We start from the raw sequence: 20,732 nt of genomic DNA on the forward strand, positions 1-20,732 counted from the left end.
CCCCCACGCTCCCCGGCCCCGTCTGGCCGCGGCCCCCCGAGGGGGCCGCGTTGGATCCGGGGGCATCCCTGAAATGAAACTGCCCGCCTTCCTTCGCACCTTCAGCACGCTGCAGCTGGCGCTGGGCGTGTCCATCGCCGTGCACGCCGCGCTGATCTCGGTGCGCTTCATCGACCCCGAAGGCTTCAACCGCGTGTTCCAGGACACGCCGCTCGAAGTCATCCTGGTCAACGCCAAGTCCAACGAGCGCCCCGACAAGGCCCAGGCCATCGCCCAGACCAACCTGGCGGGCGGCGGCGATGCCGACAAGGGCCGCGCCACCAGCCCCCTGCCGTATTCGGCGCTCACGGCCATTGGCGACGATTTCGAGGAAGCTCAGCGCAAGATGGATGCGATGCAGGAGCAGCAGGCGCAGCTGCTGGCCCAGCTGCGCAAGCAGCTGGCCACCCTGCCCGAGCCCGACCCGCGCAAGCCCAGCCAGAGCGCCGAGCAGGCCAACGAGCAGGAAAAGCGGCGCCAGCTCGTCAAGCTGCTGGCCGAGATCGAAAAGCGCATCAACGAAGAAAACTCGCGCCCCAAGAAGCGCTACATCAGCCCCGCCACGCGCGAGGAAGCCTACGCCGCCTATTACGACACGCTGCGCCGCAAGGTGGAAGACAAGGGCACCGAGAACTTCCCCGAACAGGGCGGGCGCAAGCTGTACGGCGAACTCACGATGATCGTCACCGTCAACCACGACGGCCGCGTGCTGGAGACCGAGGTGGTGCAAGGCTCGGGCAACACCACACTCGACCGGCGCGCCGAGGCCATTGCCCGCGCCGCAGGGCCCTTTGGCGCCTTTGGCACCGACATGCGCAAGAAGGCCGACCAGATCGCCATGGTGGCGCGCTTCAAGTTCACGCGGGACCAAACCCTGGAAACCAGTGTTCGGTAACCCCCCTGAGTCGCCTGCGGCGCCTTCCCCCCAGGACGACGCCGCCAGCCGCCTGGCAAAGCCCGTTCCGCGGCAGCCCCGGCCTGACCCCGCTCCCTGCATGCAGCCCTTGTTGTTCCCATGACACCTTCGCCTCTCGCCCCCGACCTGTACTGCGTGATGGGCAACCCGGTGGCGCACAGCCGCTCGCCCGCCATCCACGCCCGCTTCGCCGAACTGACGGGCGAGCACATCGCCTACGAGCGCCGCCTGGTGCCCATGGATGGTTTTGCGCAGGGCGTGCGCGACTTCGCAGCCCAGGGCGGGCGCGGCTGCAATGTCACCGTGCCTTTCAAGACCGAGGCGCCCGGTCTCGCCACCGAATGCAGCGAACGCGTGCAACTGGCCGGTGCGGCCAACACCCTGACCTTCCGCGCCGACGGCGGCATCTATGCCGACAACACCGACGGCCTGGGCCTGGTGGCCGACATCACGCGCAACGCGGGCATTTCCCTGGCGGGGCGCGATGTGCTGCTGGTGGGCGCCGGTGGCGCCGCTGCGGGCGTGCTGGGTCCGCTGCTGCGGGCCGGTGCGCGCCACATCACCGTGGCCAACCGCACGCTGGCCAAGGCACAGGCCCTGGTGCAATCGCACAGCGCGCTCGCATTGCTACAAAAATCAGAGCTGCTAGCGATTACCCCACAAGCGCTAGATGCCAATTTTGATGTCATCATCAACGCCACGGCCAGCAGCCTTGCCGGTGCCGAGGTGCCGGTGCCCGCCCACGTGCTGCGCCCGGGCTGCCTGGCCTACGACATGATGTATGGCCCCGCAGCGCAGGGTTTTCTGGACTGGGCCCGGCGCCACGGCGCCGTGCCGCGCGACGGCCTGGGCATGCTGGTGGAGCAGGCCGCCGAAGCGTTCCTGCTGTGGCGCGGGGTGCGCCCGCCCTCGGCGCAGGTGCTGGCCGAACTCCAATCCGCCCTCTGACTGAACCCACGGAACAAGGACACGCTGCGATGAAAGCCGTGCTGCGCTGGCTGGGACTGGTGGTGCTCGCCTTCGTGGCGCTGCAGCTGTTCTTCGTGGTCCGCATCGCGGCCATGGTGGCCATCGACCCGGAATCCACCAGCTTCCAGCGCTCCGAGGCCTGGGCGCAGCTGTCCAGCACGGGCCAGGTGCGCTGGCGCCAGCAATGGGTGCCCTACGCCAGCATCTCGGACTCGCTCAAGCGCGCCGTGATCGCGTCGGAAGACGATGGCTTCGTGAGCCACGACGGCGTGGACTGGGCGGCCATCGAGAAGGCCTGGGAGCGCAACGCCAAGGCCGAGGCCCAGGCCAGCAAGGCGCAGGCCCGCGCCCCCGACCGCCCCGTGCGCGCCCCGAAGATCCGGGGCGGCTCGACCATCACGCAGCAACTGGCCAAGAACCTGCTGCTCTCGGGCGAGCGCACGCTGCTGCGCAAGGGCCAGGAGTTCGTGCTGACGCTGCTGCTGGAGCAACTGCTCTCCAAGCAGCGCATCCTGGAGATCTACCTCAACAGCGTGGAGTGGGGCGAAGGCGTGTTCGGCGCCGAGGCGGCCGCGCAGCACTACTTTCGCAAGAGCGCCAGCAAACTCACCGCCGGCGAGGCCGCGCGCCTGGCGGTGATGCTCCCGGCCCCCAAGCGATTCGAGAAAACACCCGGGTCCGCGTATCTGGCGGGCCGGTCGCGGACGATTCTGGCGCGCATGGGCAGCGCGGAGCTGCCGTGACGGGACGGGCCCTGCGCCACCGCAGGGCCTGGGGGCACCTGGCCCTGCACCCGCCCGGGCGGCGCGCCTAGCACCGCCGCGCCAGCCGCACCATCACCGGCCCGTCAGGCCGCAAGGTCACGTGCAGCCTTGGCGCGCACGCGGGCGCCCCACCAGGCAACCGCAGCTGATAGCGCTGCAGCAGCATGGCCGCGAGCAGCGTCATCTCCAGCATCGCGAAGTGCTGGCCAATGCACACGCGGGGGCCCACGCCGAACGGTATCCATGCACCCTTGGGGATGGCCGGGGCATCGTCCAGAAAACGCTCGGGCACGAACCGGTCGGCCTGGGCAAACCAGCGTTCATCCCGGTGCAGCACCCAAGGCGTGATGCGCAGCATCGCGCCCTGGGGCACGGCCACGCCCCCCAGCGTGATGGGCGCGGTGGTGCGCCGGGTCATCAGCGCGGCAATCGGCGGGTACAGGCGCAGCGCCTCCTTGAGCGTGGCGGCCAGAAAGGGCAGCCGGGCCAGATGCTCGGGGCCGGGCGTCTGGCCCGGGGGCAGCACGCTGTCCACCTCGGCCTGCGCGCGCTGCGCGGCCTCGGGGTGTTCGGTCATCAGGCGGCTCCACCACAGCAGCGTGGTGGCGCTGGTTTCGTGCCCGGCCTGGAAGCTGACCATGCACTGGTCGAAGACCTCCTGCGGCGACAGCGGCTCGCCCGTGGATTCGTCGCGCAGCGCCAGGAGCATGTGCAGCAGGTCGGTGCGCGGCGGAGCGCCCGCCGGGCCGCCCTCTTCCCCCCTGCGCGCATCGATGTGGCGCTGCACCAGCCCCCGGAGCGCCTTGAGCGCGCGCCGCTTGGCGGACTTGCCGGGCAGGGGCAGCCAGTCGGGCAGCGTGAAGGGCATGAACATTTCGCGGAACGCCGTCTCCGACAGCGTCTGCGTGGCCCAGGCGGCGTCGCGCGCATCGGCCTTTGCCGACTCGCTGAACAGCGTGCGCAGGATCACGTCCATCGCCACGCCGGTCCACAATGTGTCCATGGGCACCAGCGCCTCGGCCTGGCCGGCGGGCACGGCGGCATCGAGCGCGCTGCGGGCGGCATCGGTCATCAGTTGCGCGTAGCCCGCCACGCGCCTGGGGCTGAACGCGGGCATCAGCATGCGGCGCTGGCGCTGCCAGGTGTCGCCCTCGGTGACCAGCACGCTCTGGCCGAACACCTGCTCGAACACGGCAATGCCGCGCTCCCAGCGGATCAGCGGGTCGGCATGGGTGACCAGCGCCTCGCGCACCAGCTCGGGCGACATGAGGTCCCATGCATCCTCATGAACCAGGCGCATGCGGGTGAGGTCGCCATGGCGGCGCTGCAGCCGCACGACAAAGCCCAGGTAGTCGGCGCGCATGTCGCGCAGCAGGGGCAGCCCCCACCAGCGGCGGGCAGGGCCGCCAGGCCGTGCGGCCTGGGCGGTGGCGGGGGGTATCGGAGCGGTCGCGGCGGGAGTGGTGGTCGTGGTGTTCATGCCGTGCATGGTGCAATGCAGCAGCAGCCGGGTATTGAACGAATTCGACATCGCCCCTGGCCTACACTCGCGCCCCATGGCAACCCTGGTCCCACCTTCCGCACGGCATCCACAGGGGCTGATCCCCTCGGGCCAGCTGTGGCTGCCGCGCGCCAGCCTGTCGGCCTGCCTGCGCGGTGCCATGGTACGCAGCACGCTGGGCTACGCGCTCCGTGACGAGCAACGCATCAACCGCTTTCCGGCCACGCCCCTGTGCAGCCTGAGCTGGTGGTTTGAGGGTCGCAGCGAATGCCTGGTGCCCGAGCGCCCCGACACCATGCCCGGCCTGCACAGCCCGCGCGAGGCCTACCCCGGTCGCTGGGTGCTGACGGGCCCGCACACTCGGCCCAGCACCAGCTATTGCGCCCATCCCACCCACGCCATGATGGTGATGTTCATGCCCGATGCGCTGCACCAGCTCATCGGTCTGGAGCCCGAGACGCTGACCGACCGCATGGTGGACGCGCAAACCGTGCTGCCGTCCGACTGGATCGCGATGTGCGAAGCCGTGCAGCACCAGACCGACGACGCGGCCCGCATGGCGTGCCTGGAAGCATTTCTGGAGCCCCGCTGGCAAGCCTGCCGCCCCGCGCAAGCGCTGCAGGCGCAGCGCTATGGCGACTGGGCCATGCACCTCGCGCAACGCGCCGCCGTGTCGGCCCCAGGCCGCAGCCTGCGCCAGCTGGAGCGCCGCATCAAGCGCTGGGCAGGGCTGCCGCTGCGCGAGCTGCGCGGCTTCGGCAAGGCCGAGCAGGCGTTCTTCGACACCATCGCGGCCGAGGCTGTCCACGGCACGGTGAAATGGGCCGATGTGGCGGCGGGCGCAGGTTTCTCGGACCAGTCGCACCTGTGCCGCGTCACCCGGCGCGTCACCGGCTACGCACCGCAGGCACTGTATGACGGCATCTACGGCGACGAAGCGTTTTGGGCGTACCGCATCTGGGTGTAGGTGCAGCGGGGGTGGCCGCCCGCCCGCAGTCCGCCACGGCGGCGCACGCCGCAGGGCGCACGCCACGTATCATCCCCGCCATGCTTGCCAAGTTGATGAGTCTTTTTCTGCTGGGGATCGTGCGGTTTCTCACCGGCTCCCAGGCCCGCTGGTATGGCTGCCCGCCCAAGGCCGAACAGCGTATCTACTTCGCCAACCACCAGAGCCATGCCGACATGGTGCTGATCTGGGCCGCGCTGCCCGAGGAGCTGCGCAGCATCACCCGCCCCATCGCGGCCAAGGACTACTGGACCAAGACGCCCTTGCGGCAATGGATCACCACGGCCGTGTTCAACGCCGTCTATGTGGACCGGCAGGCCACGCCCGCGCGGCCGACCGCGGCCGTGGCGGCGGAGCCCGGGGCGCGCCCGCGGCCCCGGCCGATGCCGACACCGCCATGGCCGGCGGCCCCGACCCTCGCCCGAAGCCCCGCCCCGCCCGCCCAGCCCCGAGGCGCTGCGCGCCGCGCTGCCCGAGTCGGACCCGCTGGCGCCGCTGGTGCGCGCGCTGGAGAGCGGCGACTCCATCGTGATCTTCCCCGAGGGCACGCGCGGCCATGGCGACGAACCGCAGCCGTTCAAGTCGGGCCTGTTCAAGCTGGCGCAGATGTTCCCGCAGGTGGTGCTGGTGCCCGCCTGGATCAACAACGTGCAGCGCGTGATGCCCAAGGGCGAAGTGGTGCCCGTGCCCATCCTGTGTTCCGTGACCTTTGGCGCACCCGTCCAGCTCGAAGCGGGTGAAGAACGCCGTCCGTTCCTGGACCGCGCACGCCGCGCCGTGATCGCGCTGCGGGAAGTCTGACCATGACGATCCCCAAGCCCCTGCCCTCGCCTATCGCCGCGCCCCCGGGGGCGGCACGGACATGAACAACTTCCTGCGCAACCTCACCGCCACCCAGCAGATCGGGGCCCTGTTCCTGGTCGTGTTCGGCATCCTGTCCATCGTCACCGTCTGGGCCTTCGTGCGCAACCTGCGCGAGCACGCGGGCGACGATCCCGAATCCGAGGCGCGCGCGCTGGAGGCCAAGCGCTTCTGGGGCCTGCTCAAGACCTCGTGGATGATGGCCACCGTGTTCTGGGTGGGCTGGGTGCTGGGCGACACCGTGGCCACCGTGCTCTTCGCGATCGTGGGTTTTTTCGCGCTGCGCGAGTTCATCACGCTCTCGCCCACGCGCCGGGGCGACCACCGCAGCCTGGTGCTGGCCTTCTTCGTGGTGCTGCCGCTGCAGTTCTGGATCGTGGGCAGCAAGCACTTCGACCTGTTCACGGTGTTCATCCCCGTCTACGTGTTCCTGGCCCTGCCCGTGGTGAGCGCGCTGGCCAACGACCCGCAGCGCTTCCTGGAGCGCAACGCCAAGCTGCAGTGGGGCATCATGGTCTGCGTGTACGGCATGAGCCATGTGCCCGCGCTGCTGCTGCTCGACTTTCCGGGCTACCGCGACAAGGGCGCTTTCCTGGTGTTCTTCCTCGTCTTCGTGGTGCAGACCTGCATGGTGGTGCAGCATCTCCTGGGCCGGCGCTTTCCGCACAAGCCCGTGGCGCCGCAGGTCAGCCAGAGCTTCCAGTGGGCGAGCTGGCTGGCGGGCGTGGGCGTGGGCGGGCTGGTGGGCACGCTGCTCACCTTCATCACGCCCTTCAAGCCCGGGCAGGCGCTGGGCATGGCGCTGCTGGCCTGCGTGGCGGGCAGCCTGGGGCACCTGGTGATGAAGGCGCTCAAGCGCGACCGTGGCATCACGAGCTGGGGCATGCAGGGCATGTCCGTCACCGGCGCGGGCGGCCTGCTCGACCGGGTGGACGCCCTGTGCTTCGCGGCGCCGGTGTTCTTCCATTCGGTGCGCTGGTACTTCGGCCTCTGACAATAAAATCGGCCGCCAGCACTTTACCAACAAGCGCTGGTAGCTATCAAATAAATAGCAAATGCGCATTCTCGGCATCGACCCCGGCCTGCAGACCACCGGCTTCGGCGTGGTGGACATGGACGGCCACCAGCTCAGCTACGTGGCCAGCGGCACCATCCGCACCACCACGCTGGCGCTGGGTGACCTGCCCGGGCGCCTGAAGATCCTGTTCGACGGCATCACCGAAGTGGCCGCGCGCTACGAGCCCGATGTGGCCTCGGTCGAGATCGTGTTCGTCAACGTCAATCCGCAGTCCACCCTGCTGCTGGGCCAGGCGCGCGGCGCCTGCATCACGGCCCTGGTGGCCAGCAACCTGCCCGTGGCCGAATACACCGCGCTGCAGATGAAGAAGGCCGTGGTCGGCCATGGCCGCGCGGCCAAGAGCCAGGTGCAGGAGATGGTGCGCCGCCTGCTGTGCCTGCCCGGCCTGCCGGGCACCGATGCGGCCGACGGCCTGGGCATGGCCATCACCCACGCGCATGCCGGTGCGGCCATGGGGCGGCTGGGGGAAGCGGCCACGCTCAACCGGCGCCAGCATGCGATGTACAAGGGCGGGCGCAGCTACTGACCCCCGGGCGCCCGCAAGACGGCGCCCCGCTGCGGCTTCGCCCGGCCACCCGCCGGAATGCCGGCGTGCCACAGGCAAAAAAATACCGCGCCCGAAGGCGCGGTATAGCCCCACCAGGGTTTCTGCGGCAATGACAGGGTCAGGCCACCTGCGTCTTGAGCCGGTCGGCACGCTCCTTGGGCGAGGGGTGCGTGGACAGGAAGCTGGTGGAATCCCCGCCCGACATGGCGGCGAGCTTTTCCAGGGCCGTCACGCAGGCCGCGGGCTGGTAGCGCTTGGCCTTCATGAAGCCCATGGCGTAGTCATCGGCCTCGCGCTCGTTGCCTTGCGAGTGCTGGGCGCGTACCACCTTCTCGAACAGGTCACCCAGCTGCGAGCTGGCGATGGCACCGGCCTTGCCGTTGCTCGACGCCACGGCGTTGCGCAGCGCGCTGGTGCGCAGGGCGGTCTGGATGCGGGCCTTGGTGTGGCCGGCCTTGACGTGGCCGATCTCGTGGCCGATCACGTAGCGCACCTCGTCGTCGGTGAACTTGTCCATGAGGCCCGAATACACGCGGATCGTGCCGTTGGCCATGGCAAAGGCGTTGATCTCGGGCGTGAGGTAGACCTTGAAATTCATCTTGAGGCCGTCGTGCGTGCCCAGGCCCGAGGTGAGTTTGGTGAGGCGGGTCGCGTAGGGGTTGCCTGCCGGGGCCACCTTGTTCTGGCGGTCCATCTCGGCGGACATCTGGTCGAACGTGCTCTTGAGTTCCTCGTCCGACAGGCTTTCGGACTTGGCCAGGTCCTTGCCCGCGTCCAGCATCTTGCCCAGGTCGAACTGCGCCCACACGGGCGATACGGCGCTCACGCCGGAAGCCAGGGTCACAAGCGTCAACAATTTACGGCGGTCCATCGGGGTTCCCTCTCTGACGTCAGTCAGTTGATTGATCTTGGTCTGATTGTTTTTTTGCGCAACCAACCGCAAGCAGTGGTGGGCGCGCGCCGAAGGATAGCCACGCCAGTGCCGTTTCCGGCCCCTGGCGATGTCTGCAGATGTAAGAACTGTGTGCCGATGCTGGCGGCGGGCGCGGCGGCGCTGATGGCCGCAGCCATTGCCGTGCCAGAACAGCCGGGAATGTGAAAAAAACGCTCCAGGCGCTTACTGGTCAATCACATCACGCTGCACAAAACATAGCATTCGACGGTATTGGTCAGCCGCTGTGCCGCGCCCAGTCATGCGGCTGCCCCCGGGATTCAGCGCCCCAGGCCCCGCTTGAGCTCCTTGAGCAGCAGCAGCACCTGGTTGGATGCGTGGCGGCAGCTTCCGTTGAGCAGCTGCACGGCCTTTTGCTGCTCCCCCGCCTGGAACAGGGTCACGACATCGGCCGCCTGCTGGTGGAAGTATTTGTGCCGCGCCACCAGCATGTCGAACGCCGGAAAGTGCCCCAACCGCACGCGCCCCGTGCCGTAGAGCCAGCGGCCCAGGTCGCAGCGGTCGTCCTGGCAGATGCGGTCGGGCCGCATGACCTCCTGCGAGCGGCCATTGATCATGTCCTGCAGCTGCAGGCGCCAGCGCTCGTGGCTGGCGATGGCCGCGTCGATGTCGATCTCGGTCATCAGCATGGAGGCGTATTCGGCGTCCAGCACCAGCTCGCTGCCGTTGTCTTCCATGGCCCAGGTGGTGTCGGGGCTGGCAGGGTCTTGCTCCCGGATCTTGAACAGGCGGCTGAAAAAACCCATGCTTGGTCCCAGTAAAGGCCTCGTGCGCGAAACCGGAAATCGTCCCGGCAGAAATGCCTTGAAACATTTTGTGGGTGCGGCGCATTTTTGGCTACCAAAAAATCGCCTCTCCGCGCACGCGGCCCAGGGCAACCCTTCAGCCGCTGCCAGCTCTGGCACCCGGCCTGCACGAATGTGGTGGCCGCCGGACAATGCACCCATGACTTCCACCGCCACCCGCCCCGCCCTGTCCATGCTCGACCTGGTCGCCGTCCGCGAAGGCGGCACCGTCGCCGACGCGCTGCAGATTGCCCTGCGCACCGCGCAGCACGCCGAAAAACTGGGCTTTGCCCGCTACTGGCTGGCGGAGCACCACAACATGGCGGGCATCGCCAGCTCGGCCACCGCCGTGCTGGTGGGGCACATCGCGGGGGGCACCTCGCGCATCCGCGTGGGCTCGGGCGGCGTCATGCTGCCCAACCACGCGCCGCTGGTGGTGGCCGAGGCCTTCGGCACCCTGGCCGAGCTGTACCCCGGCCGCATCGACCTGGGCCTGGGCCGCGCGCCGGGCACCGACCCCACCACCATGCGCGCATTGCGCCGCAGCCGGGTGGAGACGGCCGACGACTTTCCGCAGGACGTGGCCGAGCTGCAGCGCCTGCTGGCACCGGCAGAACCCAACCAGCGCCTGATCGCGATGCCCGGCGCAGGCACCAATGTGCCCATCTGGCTGCTGGGCTCCAGCCTGTTCTCGGCGCAACTGGCGGCGGAGCGCGGCCTGCCCTATGCCTTTGCCTCGCACTTCGCGCCGCGCCTGCTGCACCAGGCCATCGACCTGTACCGCAACCTGTACCGCCCGTCCGCCGCCTGGCCCAAGCCCTATGTGGCGATCGGGGTGCCCCTGATTGCAGCGCCCACGGACGAGGAAGCGGAGTTCCTGGCCAGCAGCACCTACCAGCGGGTGCTGGGCATCCTGACGGGCGACCGCCGCCGCCTGCTGCCACCCATCGAAAACTACGCCGCGCGCCTGCAGCCGCAGGAACGTGCGGCCATCGGAGACTTTCTGGCCGCCGCCGTCATCGGCGGGCCGGACACCGTGCGAGCAGGCCTGGAGCAACTGAGCGAGGCCACGGGCGCCGATGAGCTCATGCTGGTGAGCGACGTGTACGACCCGGCGCTGCGGCTGCGCTCGCTGGACATCGCGGCGCAGGCCCACGGCACTCTTCGGGCCACAGGCCTGCCTCTGCCAGCCTGAATCACCACACACCCCCCTGTCGCCCAGGCTTCACCGCGCCAGATATCCGCCATCCACCGGGTAATACGCCCCGGTCACAAATGACGCCTTGGCGGATGCCAGCCAAGCCACCAGCTCGGCCACCTCTTCGGGCTGCCCCAGGCGGCCGATGGGGTGCGCGCCCACCAGCATGGCATTGACGCCTGCGTCCTGCTCCAGACCGCTGATCATCGGCGTGTGGATAAAGGCGGGCCCCACGGCATTGATGCGCACGCCATGGGCACCGTACTCAATGGCTGCCGCCTTGGTCAACCCCACCACACCGTGTTTGGCGGCCGTATAGGCCGGCGCCGTGGCAAACCCCACGGAGCCCAGGATGGACGCCATGTTGATGATGGCGCCACCGCCATTCTTGAGCATGGCCGCGATCTGGTACTTCATGCCGTAGAACACGCCCGACAGGTTGATGTTGATGACCTGCGCCCAGCCCTCCAGCGGATAGTCGGCCGTGGGTGCCTGCGGGCCGCCGATGCCAGCGTTGTTGCAGGCAACGTCCAGACGGCCATAGTGGGCAACCGTGCGGTTGACCAGAGTTTCGCAGTCTGCGGGCTTGCCTACGTCGGCGGCCACAAAAATGGCGTCGCCGCCCGCCGCACGCACCAGCGCAGCCGTTTCCTCGCCCGCTGGCACGTTCACATCCGACACCACGACCTTGGCGCCTTCGCGCGCCCACACGAGCGCAATGGCACGCCCGATGCCCGACGATGCCCCCGTGACCAACGCCACCTTGTTCTTCAGCATGAAAGACTCCTGGTTCATTCAGAACACCTGCAACCCGATGCCACAGGTCCGTTTTTTTCATTCTGCGCGCCCGGGGTGCCGGCGCCTTGACCTGGATCACGCCTCCGACAGCGGGACCCACGGCGCGGCAAGTGGCCTCGGGTAGCGGCTACCATCTCGGACTGCAGGGCATTTCTGCCTCCACCCACCGTTGTGTGATTTCCTGACGCCCACGCCTTACCACCCACGCCCGCATGCCCGCTTTTTCCTTTGAAGCCCTGGACGCCCAGGGCCAGACCCGCAAGGGCCTCATGGAGGCCGACACCGCCAAGGCGGCGCGCAGCCTGCTGCGGACCCAGGCCCTGGTGCCGCTGGCCGTGGAACTGGTGCAGACCGGACAGTCGCTGGACGGGAGCGCCGCCAGCCTCGGCCAGCGGCTGTTCACCCGGCCGGTGTTCGGTGCCACCGCGCTGGCCATCTGGACGCGCCAGATCGCCGGGCTGGTGTCGTCCGGGCTGCCGCTCGAACGCGCCCTCACCGCCTTGTCGGAAGAGGCCGACGACGAGCGCCAGCGCCACCTGGTGGCCGCGCTGCGCGCCGAGGTGAATGCCGGCGCCACGTTCGCCCGCGCGCTGTCGCAGCACCCGCGCGAGTTCTCGGACATCTACTGCGCCGTGATCGGCGCGGGCGAACACAGCGGCAACCTGGGCCTGGTGCTGGAGCGCCTGGCCGACGACCTGGAAGAGCGCCAGGCGATCAAGGCCAAGCTGGTGGGCGCTGCGCTGTACCCGGCCATCGTGACCATCGTGGCCATCGTGATCGTGCTCTTCCTCGTCGGCTACGTGGTGCCCCAGGTGGCCAGCGTGTTCGCGGGCACCAAGCGGGCGCTGCCGTTCCTCACGGTGGCCATGCTGGGTATCAGCGCTTTTGTGCGCAGCTATGGCTTGATGGTGCTGATTGCTTTTGTCTTGATGGTTTTTGGCGCACGCTGGGCACTGACCATTGGGCATATCCGTGAAAAATTCGATGCCGCCTGGCTCAACCTGCCCCTCGTGGGCAAGCTGGCGCGCGGCTACAACGCGGCGCGTTTTGCCGGCACGCTGGCCATGCTGGCGGGCGCGGGCGTGCCCATCCTGAAAGCCCTGCAGGCCGCCGCCGAAACCCTGAACAACCGCGCGCTGCGCGCCGACGCGCTGGACGCGCTGGTGCTGGTGCGCGAAGGCGCGCCCCTGGCCTCGGCGCTGGCGCAGAAAAAGCGTTTTCCCGGCCTGCTGTCGATGTTCGCGCGCCTGGGCGAGCAGACCGGGCAGTTGCCGGTGATGCTGCAGCGCGCCGCACGGCAGCTTTCCACCGAGGTGCAGCGCCGCGCGATGGCGCTGGCCACCATCCTGGAGCCTTTGCTCATCGTCGGCATGGGCATGATCGTGATGCTGATCGTGCTGGCCGTGTTGCTGCCCATCATCCAGCTGAATCAGTTTGTGAAGTGACTTTATGGCCGTGACCCTGGACGACAAGCTGGTGGTGGCGATCTCCTCGCGCGCGCTGTTCAACTTCGAGGAAGAAAACCGCGTCTTCGAACACGAGAGCGATGACCGCGCCTACGTGGAGCTGCAGCGCCAGCGCCTGGACGTGCCCGCCGCGCCCGGCGTGGCGTTTTCCCTGGTGCGCAAGCTGCTCGCGTTCAACACCTCCGAGCACCAGCGGGTGGAGGTGGTGCTGCTCTCGCGCAATGACCCGGTCAGTGGCATGCGCGTGTTCCGCTCATGCAATGCCCATGGCCTGCCGACCATCCAGCGCGGCGTGTTCACCCAGGGGCGCGACCCGTTCCGCTACCTGCGGCCGCTGGGCGCGCACCTGTTCCTGTCGGCGAATGAGGCCGATGTGCGCGAGGCCCTGCACCTGGGCTACCCCGCCGCGCGGGTGGTCACCGAATCGGTGCGGGCCGGCGACGCGAACCCGCAGGAAGTGCGCATTGCCTTTGACGGCGACGCCGTGCTGTTCTCCGACGAGGCCGAGCGGGTATACCAGGCCGAGGGCCTGGCCGCGTTCCAGCAGCACGAGACCGACAAGGCGGCCCTGCCCCTGCCCGACGGCCCCTTCAAGCCCCTGCTCGCGGCGCTGCACCGGCTGCAATCCGCCGGAGAATCCGGCGGCACCACCGGCATGCGCATCCGCACGGCCCTGGTCACGGCGCGCAGCGCACCCGCACACGAACGCGCGATCCGCACGCTGATGGACTGGAACATCGACGTGGACGAAGCCATGTTCCTGGGCGGCCTGCCCAAGGGCGAGTTCCTGCGCGAGTTCGAGCCGGACTTCTTCTTCGACGACCAGACGGGCCATGTGACGTCGGCAGCGCGCCATGTGCCCGCGGGACATGTGAACAGCGGCATCTCCAACCCCCTGCGTGCCGGGGGCGGCTGAGGCAGGGGGTGGCGATGGTCCGGGCTCTTGCCGCGAAAAGTTCTGCAAAGTCCTGCAACGCCGGGTGAAAGCCTGCAAAGCCCCGGTTGCAATCCGCCGGCGGCCCACCAACTGTGCCAACATCGTCCCCCGAACCCCACTGAAGGAAGATGTGTTGCGCAAGAGAATTTCCCTGGCCGCCTGCCTGGTGGGCGCCGTGCTGGCCACCATGGGCTCCGCCGCGCTGGCCCAGGCCCCTGCCGCACCGCCGCCAGAGCCTGCGGCGAGCGCGCCCGCCGAGCCCGGCACGGGGCAGACCAAGGGCGAGATCAAGGCCATGCGCGATTTCAAGATGCTGGACTTCAACGGCGACGGCAAGCTCAGCCGCACCGAGGTCAAGCTCTTTCCCCGCCTGGCGGCCGCGTTTGACGAGGCGGACACGGACGGCGACGGCTATGTGTCGTACGAAGAGGTTCGCGTCTTCGCCGCCAAATACCGCGCGGAGCGGGACCGCAACAAGGCAGCCCAGGCCGCCCGCCAGCCCGCCTCCGGCAGCCAGCCCTGAGCCCGCCCGGGTGGACGGCTGCCCATCCCCTCCCGCAGGCAAGCGCGCCGCGCGGGCAGCCAGATCCGGGTTAAAAAAGGTGTTTTAGGCTTATTGGATAAGCACCTGCTATATTTTCAGGAGCATCACCCCGCAGGCGCCGCTGGGGGTGGGAAGCCGATCCGCACAAGGGACGGGCTGCGGGCGGCAGCATTGCGCGCCACCGGCCAAAAAAATGCAAGAGAAGCAAGGAACAGCCACTGCGGGCAGCGCGGTACCGGTGCCACCGGCCCAGCACGCAGCGCAGGCGGCGGGCTAGAGGCCGCCCGTGCGCTTGATCTTGGGGTCCGAGTACGTCAGCGGCTCGTTCTTGACCTGCTGGGCCAGGCGCTCCTGCAAGGTCATCCGGTTGATGTCCTGCGCCACTTCCACCGCACTGCCGCTGGCCCGCCACATCGACTGGATGAGCTCCAGCAGCTGCTTGTAGATTGGCTCCTTGGGCGGCTCTGGCGGTTCTTCCACGGTGTCCTTTTTTTTCACCTCGGTCCAGTCCCGGTTCGCCACGTCGGGCGCCGACGGCTTGTCGGGCTCGCGCACGATCGCGCCCTCGCCCATCCGGTCCATGGACTCGACGGGGTTGGATGCGTTGATGGGACGCACCGGTGGCGCGCCAGAGGCGCCAGTGGAATACAAATCAGCGCCCTGAGGACGCCAACTCGGCGATCGATCGACAGGTGGCATTTGCATGGCAATGGCCCGTAGTTGAGATGAATGACAGAGGGTCTTTTGGCCTCTTCGTACATTCATTACGGCAAAAAGAAGGGGAAATTTAGGTCTTTTTCACCGATTGCCCAAAATTAAGGGTTTTCACCTACCTTTTCGCGATTTTCAGGCCGCCAAAGGGCCTGATGAATGGCCGGGCGCGCGGATTGAACACGCAGGCGGTGGCAACCACGCGGGTTGCGTGTTGCTTTTTGGGGTGGAATGCCGCCGACAGGCACCAGCGGCGGGCCCGAAACGCCCACCACGGGCTACCGGCGATCCTGTGCGGGAAGGGCCCCGGCATGGCGGGGCTGGCGCGTCAGAGGAAGCGTTCGAGCAGCCGGCGCGAATGCCGGTCCAGCGCGGTGGTGTCCTGGACCCGGAACTGGACCCCGTCCCCGCCCGCGATCAGCAGCCGGGTGCGCCCCCCCAGCCTGCGGATGTCTTCCTCGGCCTTGAGCACCAGCTTGGCGGGTCCGCGATCCGTCTCCACATCCCAGGTGCTGGGGGTCGAAAAGCTCGACACGGCAACGATTTTTTCAATAGTGGGCACAAACTCGCGCACTTCCAGCTCTTCTTCGATGAGCTGGCGCGCGGTGGCCTCCAGCTGGTCGAGCCGGTCGATCCACAGCAGCTCGTGGCCATCCGAACCGATCAAGGAGAGCCCGTGCGCCGGCGCGGCAATGGGGAAGGCCCGCACGGGGGTGATACCTTCGTGGACGGTGCCATCGGGCAGGGTAAGGACCAGCCGGCCGTGCGGATTGCGGGCCAGGGTGAATTCAGGCTGCGACACCAGGGTGAAGGTGGTTGTATTCATGGCGGTTCCCACGGTGGCGGTCACGAATTGCCGGCCGGGTGGGCCGGGTGCAGCAGGCTGCTGTCGATGATGACGCCGGCGGCCTGCGCGTCTTCCTCGGCGCGGCGGGCCTGGGCTTCGTACAGCCGCCAGTAGGCGCCCTGTTTCTCCATGAGTTCGTCGTGGGGGCCCACTTCCACCACCTCGCCGCGGTCCATCACCACCAGGCGGTCGGCCTTGCGCAGGGTGGACAGGCGGTGGGCGATGGCGATGGTGGTGCGGCCCTGCACCAGGTTGTCCAGTGCCTTCTGGATTTCCTTCTCGGTCTCGGTGTCCACGGCCGAGGTGGCCTCGTCGAGGATCAGGATGCGCGGGTCGATCAGCAGCGCACGCGCGATGCTGATGCGCTGGCGCTCACCGCCCGACAGGCCCTGGCCGCGCTCGCCCACCAGCGAGTCGTAGCCGTGCGGCAGGCGCAGGATGAACTCGTGCGCGTGGGCCGCGCGGGCGGCCGCCACGATCTCCTCGCGCGTGGCCGCGGGCTTGCCGTAGGCGATGTTCTCGGCGATGGTGCCGAAGAACAGGAAGGGCTCCTGCAACACCAGGCCGATGTGGCGCCGGTAGTCGGCCACGGCGAAGCGGCGGATGTCCACGCCATCGACCTGGATGGAGCCGTCGCTCACGTCGTAGAAGCGGCTGATCAGGTTCACCAGGGTGCTCTTGCCCGAACCGCTGTGTCCCACCAGGCCGATCATCTCGCCAGGGCGGATGTCCAGGTCCAGCCCCTTGATCACCGCGCGGCTGCCGTAGCGGAAACCCACGTTGCGCATGGCGATGGCGCCCTGCACCTTGTCCACCTTCACCGGCTGGGCCGGGTCGGGCACGTTGCTCACGTGGTCCAGGATGTCGAAGATGCGCTTGGCACCGGCCGCCGCCTTCTGCGTGACCGAGACGATGCGGCTCATGGAGTCGAGCCGGCTGTAGAAGCGCCCGATGTAGGCGATGAAGGCCGTGAGCACGCCCACCGTGATCTGGTTGCGCGACACCAGCCAGATGCCGAAGGCCCAGACCACGAGCAGGCCGATTTCGGTGAGCAGCGACACCGTGGGGGTGAACAGCGACCAGGTCTTGTTGAGCTTGTCGTTGACCTCCAGGTTGTGCTGGTTGGCGTCGCGAAAGCGCTGGGCCTCGCGCTTTTCCTGGGCAAAGGCCTTGACCACGCGGATGCCGGGGATGGTGTCGGCCAGCACGTTGGTCACCTCGGACCAGACCCGGTCGATCTTCTCGAAACCGGTGCGCAGGCGGTCGCGCACGGTATGGATCATCCAGGCGATGAAGGGCAGCGGCACCAGGGTGACCAGCGCCAGCCAGGGGTTGATGGAGAACAGGATGGCCGCCGTCATCATGATCATGAGCACATCGGTCACGAAATCCAGGGCATGCAAGGAAAGGAAAACGTTGATGCGGTCTGTCTCCGAGCCGATGCGCGCCATCAGGTCACCGGTGCGCTTGCCCCCGAAATAGTCGAGCGACAGGCGCAGCAGGTGCTCGTAGGTGGTGGTGCGCAGGTCGGCGCCGATGCGCTCGGACACCAGCGCCAGGATGTAGGTGCGCGCCCAGGACAGGCCCCAGGCCGCCAGGGCGGACAGCAGCAGGCCGCTCAGGTACAGCAGCACCAGGCCCGGTTCGATCTGCTTGCCGTTCTGGAACGGGATGAGGATGTCATCCATCAGCGGGATGGTGAGGTACGGCGGCACCAGGGTGGCGGCGGTGGAGGCCAGCGTCAGCCCGAAGCCGGCCGCCAGCTGCTTGCGGTAGGGCCGGGCAAAGCGCCACAGGCGCAGCAGCACCCAGGTGGAGGTCTGGGGCGGCTGGGCGCGGGCACAGGCCGGGCACTCCTCCGTATCGGGGGGCAGCGGCGTGTGGCAGGTGGGACAGGTGGGCTCGTCGGCCTCCTCGGCGGCGTCCGCCTCGCCCCGCGCGCTTTGCTGCTCGAAACGCTGCACCAGGCGCAGCGCCTGGGCATGCTGTGACAGGGTGAAGCGCCACAGGGCCAGGCGCGCCCGCGCATCGTGCAGTTCCAGCGAACCCACGCCCCCGTGGTCCTGCAGGCGCAGGGCCAGGCCCTCACCCAGGGGCCAGCCGCGCCAGGCGGTGGTACCCGGATCGCAGGCCAGCAGGCGCTCGGACGTCACCACCACCCAGCCCGCCGCGAAACGCAGGGCCGTGCTCAGGTCAACCTGGAGCGCTGCCAGTACGTTCTCTTTGGGAGCGAGCATGGCCCGCAAATCGGCCCCCACGGGGCCGGAAAAGACACCCGAGGCGTCCACAGAATGGTGATGTTGCATTTTTGGTTGGTATTTCCGCCCCCGGCAGCCTGCGGTGACCGATCTCGCGAAAGCGCGAATTCTCCCCCATACTGCGCCCCACGGCGCGGCGGCGTCCCGCTGTAACGTGTGCGGCAGTCATCTGGCTGACACCGCATCCCGGCTCCAGTCTGGCGCACAATCATCGTCCACAAAGTCACCTTTTCCCAGCAAGGCCCGCAAAAGGCCGGAAACACACCCGCTGCAATCCATGGCGAAACTCAACGATATCCAACTGCTTCGCATCAACTACCTGCGCGGCCCCAATATCTGGACCTACCGGCCCGTGCTGGAGGTCTGGCTGGACCTGGGGGAACTGGAGGACCATCCCTCCAACCTCCTCCCCGGCTTCAACGAGCGCCTCACCGCCTGGCTGCCCGCGCTGATCGAGCACCACTGCGGCGTGGGCGAGCGCGGCGGGTTCCTGCAGCGCCTGCAGGAAGGCACCTGGTGCGGCCACGTGCTGGAGCACATCGTGATCGAGCTGCTGAACCTGGCGGGCATGCCCACCGGCTTCGGCCAGACCCGCAGCACCTCGCAGCGCGGCGTGTACCGCATGGTGTTCCGCGCCCGCGACGAGCAGGTGGCGCGCATGGCCCTGGCCCAGGGCCATGGCCTGATCATGGCGGCGATCAACGACGAGCCCTTTGACGTGCAGGCCGCCGTGGCCCGCGTGCGCACCGAGGTCGATGACCAGTACCTGGGCCCCAGCACCGCCTGCATCGTGACGGCCGCCACCGACCGGGGCATCCCGCACATCCGCCTGAACGACGGCAACCTCGTGCAGCTGGGCTATGGCGCCAGCCAGCGCCGCATCTGGACGGCCGAGACCGAATTCACCAGCGCCATCGCCGAGGGCATCGCGAGCGACAAGGACCTGACCAAGAGCCTGCTCAAGTCCTGCGGCGTGCCCATTCCCGAAGGCCGCGTGGTCAACAGCCCCGAGGAAGCCTGGGAAGCGGCCGAGGACATCGGCCTGCCCGTGGTGGTCAAGCCCTCCGACGGCAACCACGGCCGGGGCGTGACGCTGGACCTGCGCAAGAAGGAAGACATCGAGGCGGCCTACCACGTGGCCTACCCCGAGGGCAGCGACGTGATGGTCGAGAGCTTCATCCCCGGCGACGAGCACCGCCTGCTGGTGGTGGGCGGCAAGGTGGTGGCCGCGGCGCGCGGCGAGGTGGTCAGCATCACCGGCAACGGGCGCTCCACCGTCAAGGAACTGATCGACACCCAGCTCAACTCCGACCCGCGCCGGGGCTATGAGGAAGAGTACCCGCTCGAAATCATCGACCTGGCGACCGACACCAAGGTGCAGCTCGAGCTCAAGCGCCAGGACCTCGACGCCAGCTCCGTGCCCGCCGCCGGCCGCCAGGTGGTGGTGCAGCGCAACGGCAACGTGGCCGTGGACTGCACCGACGACGTGCACCCCGAGGTGGCCTACATCGCCCAGCTGGCCGCCAAGGTGGTGGGCCTCGACATCGCCGGCATCGACATGGTGGCCAGGGACATTTCCAAGCCCCTGCACGCCCAGGGCGGCGCCATTGTCGAGGTCAATGCGGGCCCGGGCCTGCTGATGCACCTCAAGCCCGCCGTGGGCGCGCCGCGCCCGGTGGGGCAGGCGATCGCGGAACACCTGTTCCCGTCCGAAGACGGCGATGGCCAGGCCGGCCGCATTCCGGTGGTGGGCGTGGCCGGCACGCGCAGCACCTCGACCATCGCACGCGTGGTGGCGTGGCTGCTGCACCTGGGTGGGCACCACACGGGCCTGGCCTGCCGCGAAGGCCTGTTCCTGGACCGCCGCTGCGTCGAGACCACGGACTGCGCCCACTGGGAAGCCGCCCACCGCCTGCTCATGAACCAGATGGTGCAGGCCGCCGTGATCGAAAGCGACGCGCGCACCATCCTGCGCGACGGCCTCGCCTATGACCGCTGCCAGGTGGGCGTGGTCACCGACATGGACGGCGTGGAAACGCTGGCCGAATTCGACGTGCACGAGCAGGACCAGATGACCAAGGTGATGCGCACCCAGGTCGACGTGGTGCTGGCCGAGGGCGCCGCCGTGCTGAACGCGGCCATCCCCCAGGTGGCAGACCTCGCCCCGCTGTCGGATGGCGCCGTGGTGCTGTACGCCCAGGACGCCACGCTGCCCGTGATCGTGGAGCACCGCGCCACGGACCACGGCCGCGCCGTGGTCGTGAAGAACGGCCGCGTGGTGCTGGCCACCGGCAGCGCAGAGCACGTGCTGGGCTCGCTGTCGGACCTCACCTTCGGGCGCAACGCCGTGGTGCCGGACACCGATGCCCTGCTGGCCGCCATCGGCGCGGCGTGGGCGCTCAACATCGCCCCCGACCTGATCGGCGCGGGCATCAAGACCTTCGAGCCCGACCTGCCGGCGCCGGTGGGCCTGCCTTCCTGATCCGCCCGTAGAGAACCGAACGCCCGCGACTTGAACGGGGCCCGCGAGCCCCGAACGATTACTGAAAGAGACC

At 68.5% G+C, this 20,732-nt stretch carries 18 protein-coding genes and 1 pseudogene; 12 read left to right on the forward strand and 7 right to left on the reverse strand.

Features of this window, described 5'->3' with window-relative positions:
* Nucleotides 1-73: 73 nt before the first annotated feature.
* The 3 genes from AC3RCE_RS20925 to mtgA all read left to right on the forward strand — a co-directional run bounded on the left by AC3RCE_RS20925 (nucleotide 74) and on the right by mtgA (nucleotide 2,667).
* Nucleotides 74-934, forward strand: a complete 861-nt coding sequence (locus tag AC3RCE_RS20925; protein ID WP_218296082.1) for a TonB family protein — start codon at nucleotides 74-76, stop codon at nucleotides 932-934.
* Between the two features lie 120 nt (nucleotides 935-1,054).
* A complete protein-coding gene (gene aroE, locus AC3RCE_RS20930; RefSeq protein ID WP_492253849.1) occupies nucleotides 1,055-1,903 on the forward strand; it encodes a shikimate dehydrogenase in 849 nt (282 codons plus the stop codon).
* A gap of 29 nt (nucleotides 1,904-1,932) precedes the next feature.
* Nucleotides 1,933-2,667, forward strand: a complete 735-nt coding sequence (mtgA, locus tag AC3RCE_RS20935) for a monofunctional biosynthetic peptidoglycan transglycosylase (RefSeq protein WP_492253850.1) — start codon at nucleotides 1,933-1,935, stop codon at nucleotides 2,665-2,667.
* Between the two features lie 67 nt (nucleotides 2,668-2,734).
* On the opposite strand, the gene AC3RCE_RS20940 is transcribed toward mtgA, so the two are convergent.
* A complete protein-coding gene (locus tag AC3RCE_RS20940; protein WP_492253851.1) occupies nucleotides 2,735-4,219 on the reverse strand; it encodes a cytochrome P450 in 1,485 nt (494 codons plus the stop codon).
* Between the two features lie 25 nt (nucleotides 4,220-4,244).
* Here AC3RCE_RS20940 and AC3RCE_RS20945 point away from each other — a divergent pair, with 25 nt between their 5' ends.
* From AC3RCE_RS20945 to ruvC, 4 genes and pseudogenes are all read left to right on the forward strand, one after another.
* Nucleotides 4,245-5,156, forward strand: a complete 912-nt coding sequence (locus AC3RCE_RS20945; RefSeq protein WP_492253852.1) for an AraC family transcriptional regulator — start codon at nucleotides 4,245-4,247, stop codon at nucleotides 5,154-5,156.
* 80 nt (nucleotides 5,157-5,236) lie between these two features.
* Nucleotides 5,237-5,996 (forward strand): annotated as a pseudogene (locus AC3RCE_RS20950) (lysophospholipid acyltransferase family protein).
* Nucleotides 5,997-6,057: 61 nt separating this feature from the next.
* Nucleotides 6,058-7,050, forward strand: coding sequence for a phosphatidate cytidylyltransferase (locus AC3RCE_RS20955; RefSeq protein ID WP_218296088.1), 993 nt, complete (start codon nucleotides 6,058-6,060; stop codon nucleotides 7,048-7,050).
* Nucleotides 7,051-7,111: 61 nt separating this feature from the next.
* Nucleotides 7,112-7,660, forward strand: a complete 549-nt coding sequence (gene ruvC, locus AC3RCE_RS20960) for a crossover junction endodeoxyribonuclease RuvC (RefSeq protein ID WP_218339705.1) — start codon at nucleotides 7,112-7,114, stop codon at nucleotides 7,658-7,660.
* A gap of 139 nt (nucleotides 7,661-7,799) precedes the next feature.
* Here ruvC and AC3RCE_RS20965 read toward each other — a convergent pair whose 3' ends face one another.
* Together AC3RCE_RS20965 and AC3RCE_RS20970 are read right to left on the reverse strand one after the other, a co-directional pair.
* Nucleotides 7,800-8,552 carry a M48 family metallopeptidase gene (locus AC3RCE_RS20965; protein WP_218296090.1) on the reverse strand — a complete coding sequence of 251 codons (753 nt, stop codon included), beginning with the start codon at nucleotides 8,550-8,552 and terminating at the stop codon, nucleotides 7,800-7,802.
* Nucleotides 8,553-8,893: 341 nt separating this feature from the next.
* Entirely contained in the window at nucleotides 8,894-9,379 is a 486-nt protein-coding gene (locus AC3RCE_RS20970; RefSeq protein WP_218339706.1) for a CZB domain-containing protein, read from the reverse strand.
* 199 nt (nucleotides 9,380-9,578) lie between these two features.
* On the opposite strand from AC3RCE_RS20970, the gene AC3RCE_RS20975 reads away from it, so the two are divergent.
* Nucleotides 9,579-10,613, forward strand: a complete 1,035-nt coding sequence (locus AC3RCE_RS20975; protein WP_218296092.1) for an LLM class flavin-dependent oxidoreductase — start codon at nucleotides 9,579-9,581, stop codon at nucleotides 10,611-10,613.
* Nucleotides 10,614-10,643: 30 nt separating this feature from the next.
* On the opposite strand, the gene AC3RCE_RS20980 is transcribed toward AC3RCE_RS20975, so the two are convergent.
* Complete coding sequence (locus AC3RCE_RS20980) at nucleotides 10,644-11,393, reverse strand: SDR family NAD(P)-dependent oxidoreductase (RefSeq protein ID WP_218339708.1); 750 nt, start codon at nucleotides 11,391-11,393, stop codon at nucleotides 10,644-10,646.
* 233 nt (nucleotides 11,394-11,626) lie between these two features.
* On the opposite strand from AC3RCE_RS20980, the gene gspF reads away from it, so the two are divergent.
* From gspF to AC3RCE_RS20995, 3 genes are all read left to right on the forward strand, one after another.
* Nucleotides 11,627-12,859, forward strand: coding sequence for a type II secretion system inner membrane protein GspF (gene gspF / locus AC3RCE_RS20985; protein ID WP_492253853.1), 1,233 nt, complete (start codon nucleotides 11,627-11,629; stop codon nucleotides 12,857-12,859).
* A 4-nt stretch (nucleotides 12,860-12,863) separates the two neighbouring features.
* The gene (locus tag AC3RCE_RS20990; protein ID WP_492253854.1) at nucleotides 12,864-13,796 is read left to right on the forward strand and encodes a 5'-nucleotidase; all 933 of its coding nucleotides are present in this window, start codon (nucleotides 12,864-12,866) and stop codon (nucleotides 13,794-13,796) included.
* Between the two features lie 151 nt (nucleotides 13,797-13,947).
* A complete protein-coding gene (locus AC3RCE_RS20995; protein WP_492253855.1) occupies nucleotides 13,948-14,340 on the forward strand; it encodes an EF-hand domain-containing protein in 393 nt (130 codons plus the stop codon).
* Nucleotides 14,341-14,634: 294 nt separating this feature from the next.
* Here the strand turns inward: AC3RCE_RS20995 and AC3RCE_RS21000 are convergent, their stop codons facing one another.
* The 3 genes from AC3RCE_RS21000 to AC3RCE_RS21010 all read right to left on the reverse strand — a co-directional run bounded on the left by AC3RCE_RS21000 (nucleotide 14,635) and on the right by AC3RCE_RS21010 (nucleotide 18,225).
* Entirely contained in the window at nucleotides 14,635-15,066 is a 432-nt protein-coding gene (locus AC3RCE_RS21000; protein ID WP_218296096.1) for a hypothetical protein, read from the reverse strand.
* 334 nt (nucleotides 15,067-15,400) lie between these two features.
* Nucleotides 15,401-15,898, reverse strand: coding sequence for a cyanophycin metabolism-associated DUF1854 family protein (locus AC3RCE_RS21005; protein WP_218296097.1), 498 nt, complete (start codon nucleotides 15,896-15,898; stop codon nucleotides 15,401-15,403).
* Between the two features lie 20 nt (nucleotides 15,899-15,918).
* Nucleotides 15,919-18,225 (reverse strand): cyanophycin metabolism-associated ABC transporter, encoded by a 2,307-nt coding sequence (locus AC3RCE_RS21010; RefSeq protein WP_492253856.1) that lies wholly within the window; start codon nucleotides 18,223-18,225, stop codon nucleotides 15,919-15,921.
* 229 nt (nucleotides 18,226-18,454) lie between these two features.
* Between AC3RCE_RS21010 and AC3RCE_RS21015 the strand changes: the two genes are divergently transcribed.
* Nucleotides 18,455-20,659, forward strand: coding sequence for a cyanophycin synthetase (locus tag AC3RCE_RS21015; protein ID WP_492253857.1), 2,205 nt, complete (start codon nucleotides 18,455-18,457; stop codon nucleotides 20,657-20,659).
* The last annotated feature ends 73 nt before the right edge of the window (nucleotides 20,660-20,732 follow it).

The organism is Acidovorax sp. GW823-FHT05D11, assembly GCF_058795695.1.

What these genes read in the sequence shown, in the direction of transcription:
- AC3RCE_RS21015 (WP_492253857.1), top strand. Translation starts at nt 18,455, where the DNA reads ATGGCGAAACTCAACGATATCCAACTGCTTCGCATCAACTACCTGCGC.
- AC3RCE_RS20945 (WP_492253852.1), top strand. Translation starts at nt 4,245, where the DNA reads ATGGCAACCCTGGTCCCACCTTCCGCACGGCATCCACAGGGGCTGATC.
- AC3RCE_RS20990 (WP_492253854.1), top strand. Translation starts at nt 12,864, where the DNA reads ATGGCCGTGACCCTGGACGACAAGCTGGTGGTGGCGATCTCCTCGCGC.
- AC3RCE_RS20940 (WP_492253851.1), bottom strand. Translation starts at nt 4,219, where the DNA reads ATGTCGAATTCGTTCAATACCCGGCTGCTGCTGCATTGCACCATGCAC.
- AC3RCE_RS20965 (WP_218296090.1), bottom strand. Translation starts at nt 8,552, where the DNA reads ATGGACCGCCGTAAATTGTTGACGCTTGTGACCCTGGCTTCCGGCGTG.
- mtgA (WP_492253850.1), top strand. Translation starts at nt 1,933, where the DNA reads ATGAAAGCCGTGCTGCGCTGGCTGGGACTGGTGGTGCTCGCCTTCGTG.
- AC3RCE_RS20975 (WP_218296092.1), top strand. Translation starts at nt 9,579, where the DNA reads ATGACTTCCACCGCCACCCGCCCCGCCCTGTCCATGCTCGACCTGGTC.
- AC3RCE_RS20970 (WP_218339706.1), bottom strand. Translation starts at nt 9,379, where the DNA reads ATGGGTTTTTTCAGCCGCCTGTTCAAGATCCGGGAGCAAGACCCTGCC.
- AC3RCE_RS21005 (WP_218296097.1), bottom strand. Translation starts at nt 15,898, where the DNA reads ATGAATACAACCACCTTCACCCTGGTGTCGCAGCCTGAATTCACCCTG.
- AC3RCE_RS21010 (WP_492253856.1), bottom strand. Translation starts at nt 18,225, where the DNA reads ATGCAACATCACCATTCTGTGGACGCCTCGGGTGTCTTTTCCGGCCCC.
- aroE (WP_492253849.1), top strand. Translation starts at nt 1,055, where the DNA reads ATGACACCTTCGCCTCTCGCCCCCGACCTGTACTGCGTGATGGGCAAC.
- gspF (WP_492253853.1), top strand. Translation starts at nt 11,627, where the DNA reads ATGCCCGCTTTTTCCTTTGAAGCCCTGGACGCCCAGGGCCAGACCCGC.
- AC3RCE_RS21000 (WP_218296096.1), bottom strand. Translation starts at nt 15,066, where the DNA reads ATGCAAATGCCACCTGTCGATCGATCGCCGAGTTGGCGTCCTCAGGGC.
- ruvC (WP_218339705.1), top strand. Translation starts at nt 7,112, where the DNA reads ATGCGCATTCTCGGCATCGACCCCGGCCTGCAGACCACCGGCTTCGGC.
- AC3RCE_RS20955 (WP_218296088.1), top strand. Translation starts at nt 6,058, where the DNA reads ATGAACAACTTCCTGCGCAACCTCACCGCCACCCAGCAGATCGGGGCC.
- AC3RCE_RS20925 (WP_218296082.1), top strand. Translation starts at nt 74, where the DNA reads ATGAAACTGCCCGCCTTCCTTCGCACCTTCAGCACGCTGCAGCTGGCG.
- AC3RCE_RS20980 (WP_218339708.1), bottom strand. Translation starts at nt 11,393, where the DNA reads ATGCTGAAGAACAAGGTGGCGTTGGTCACGGGGGCATCGTCGGGCATC.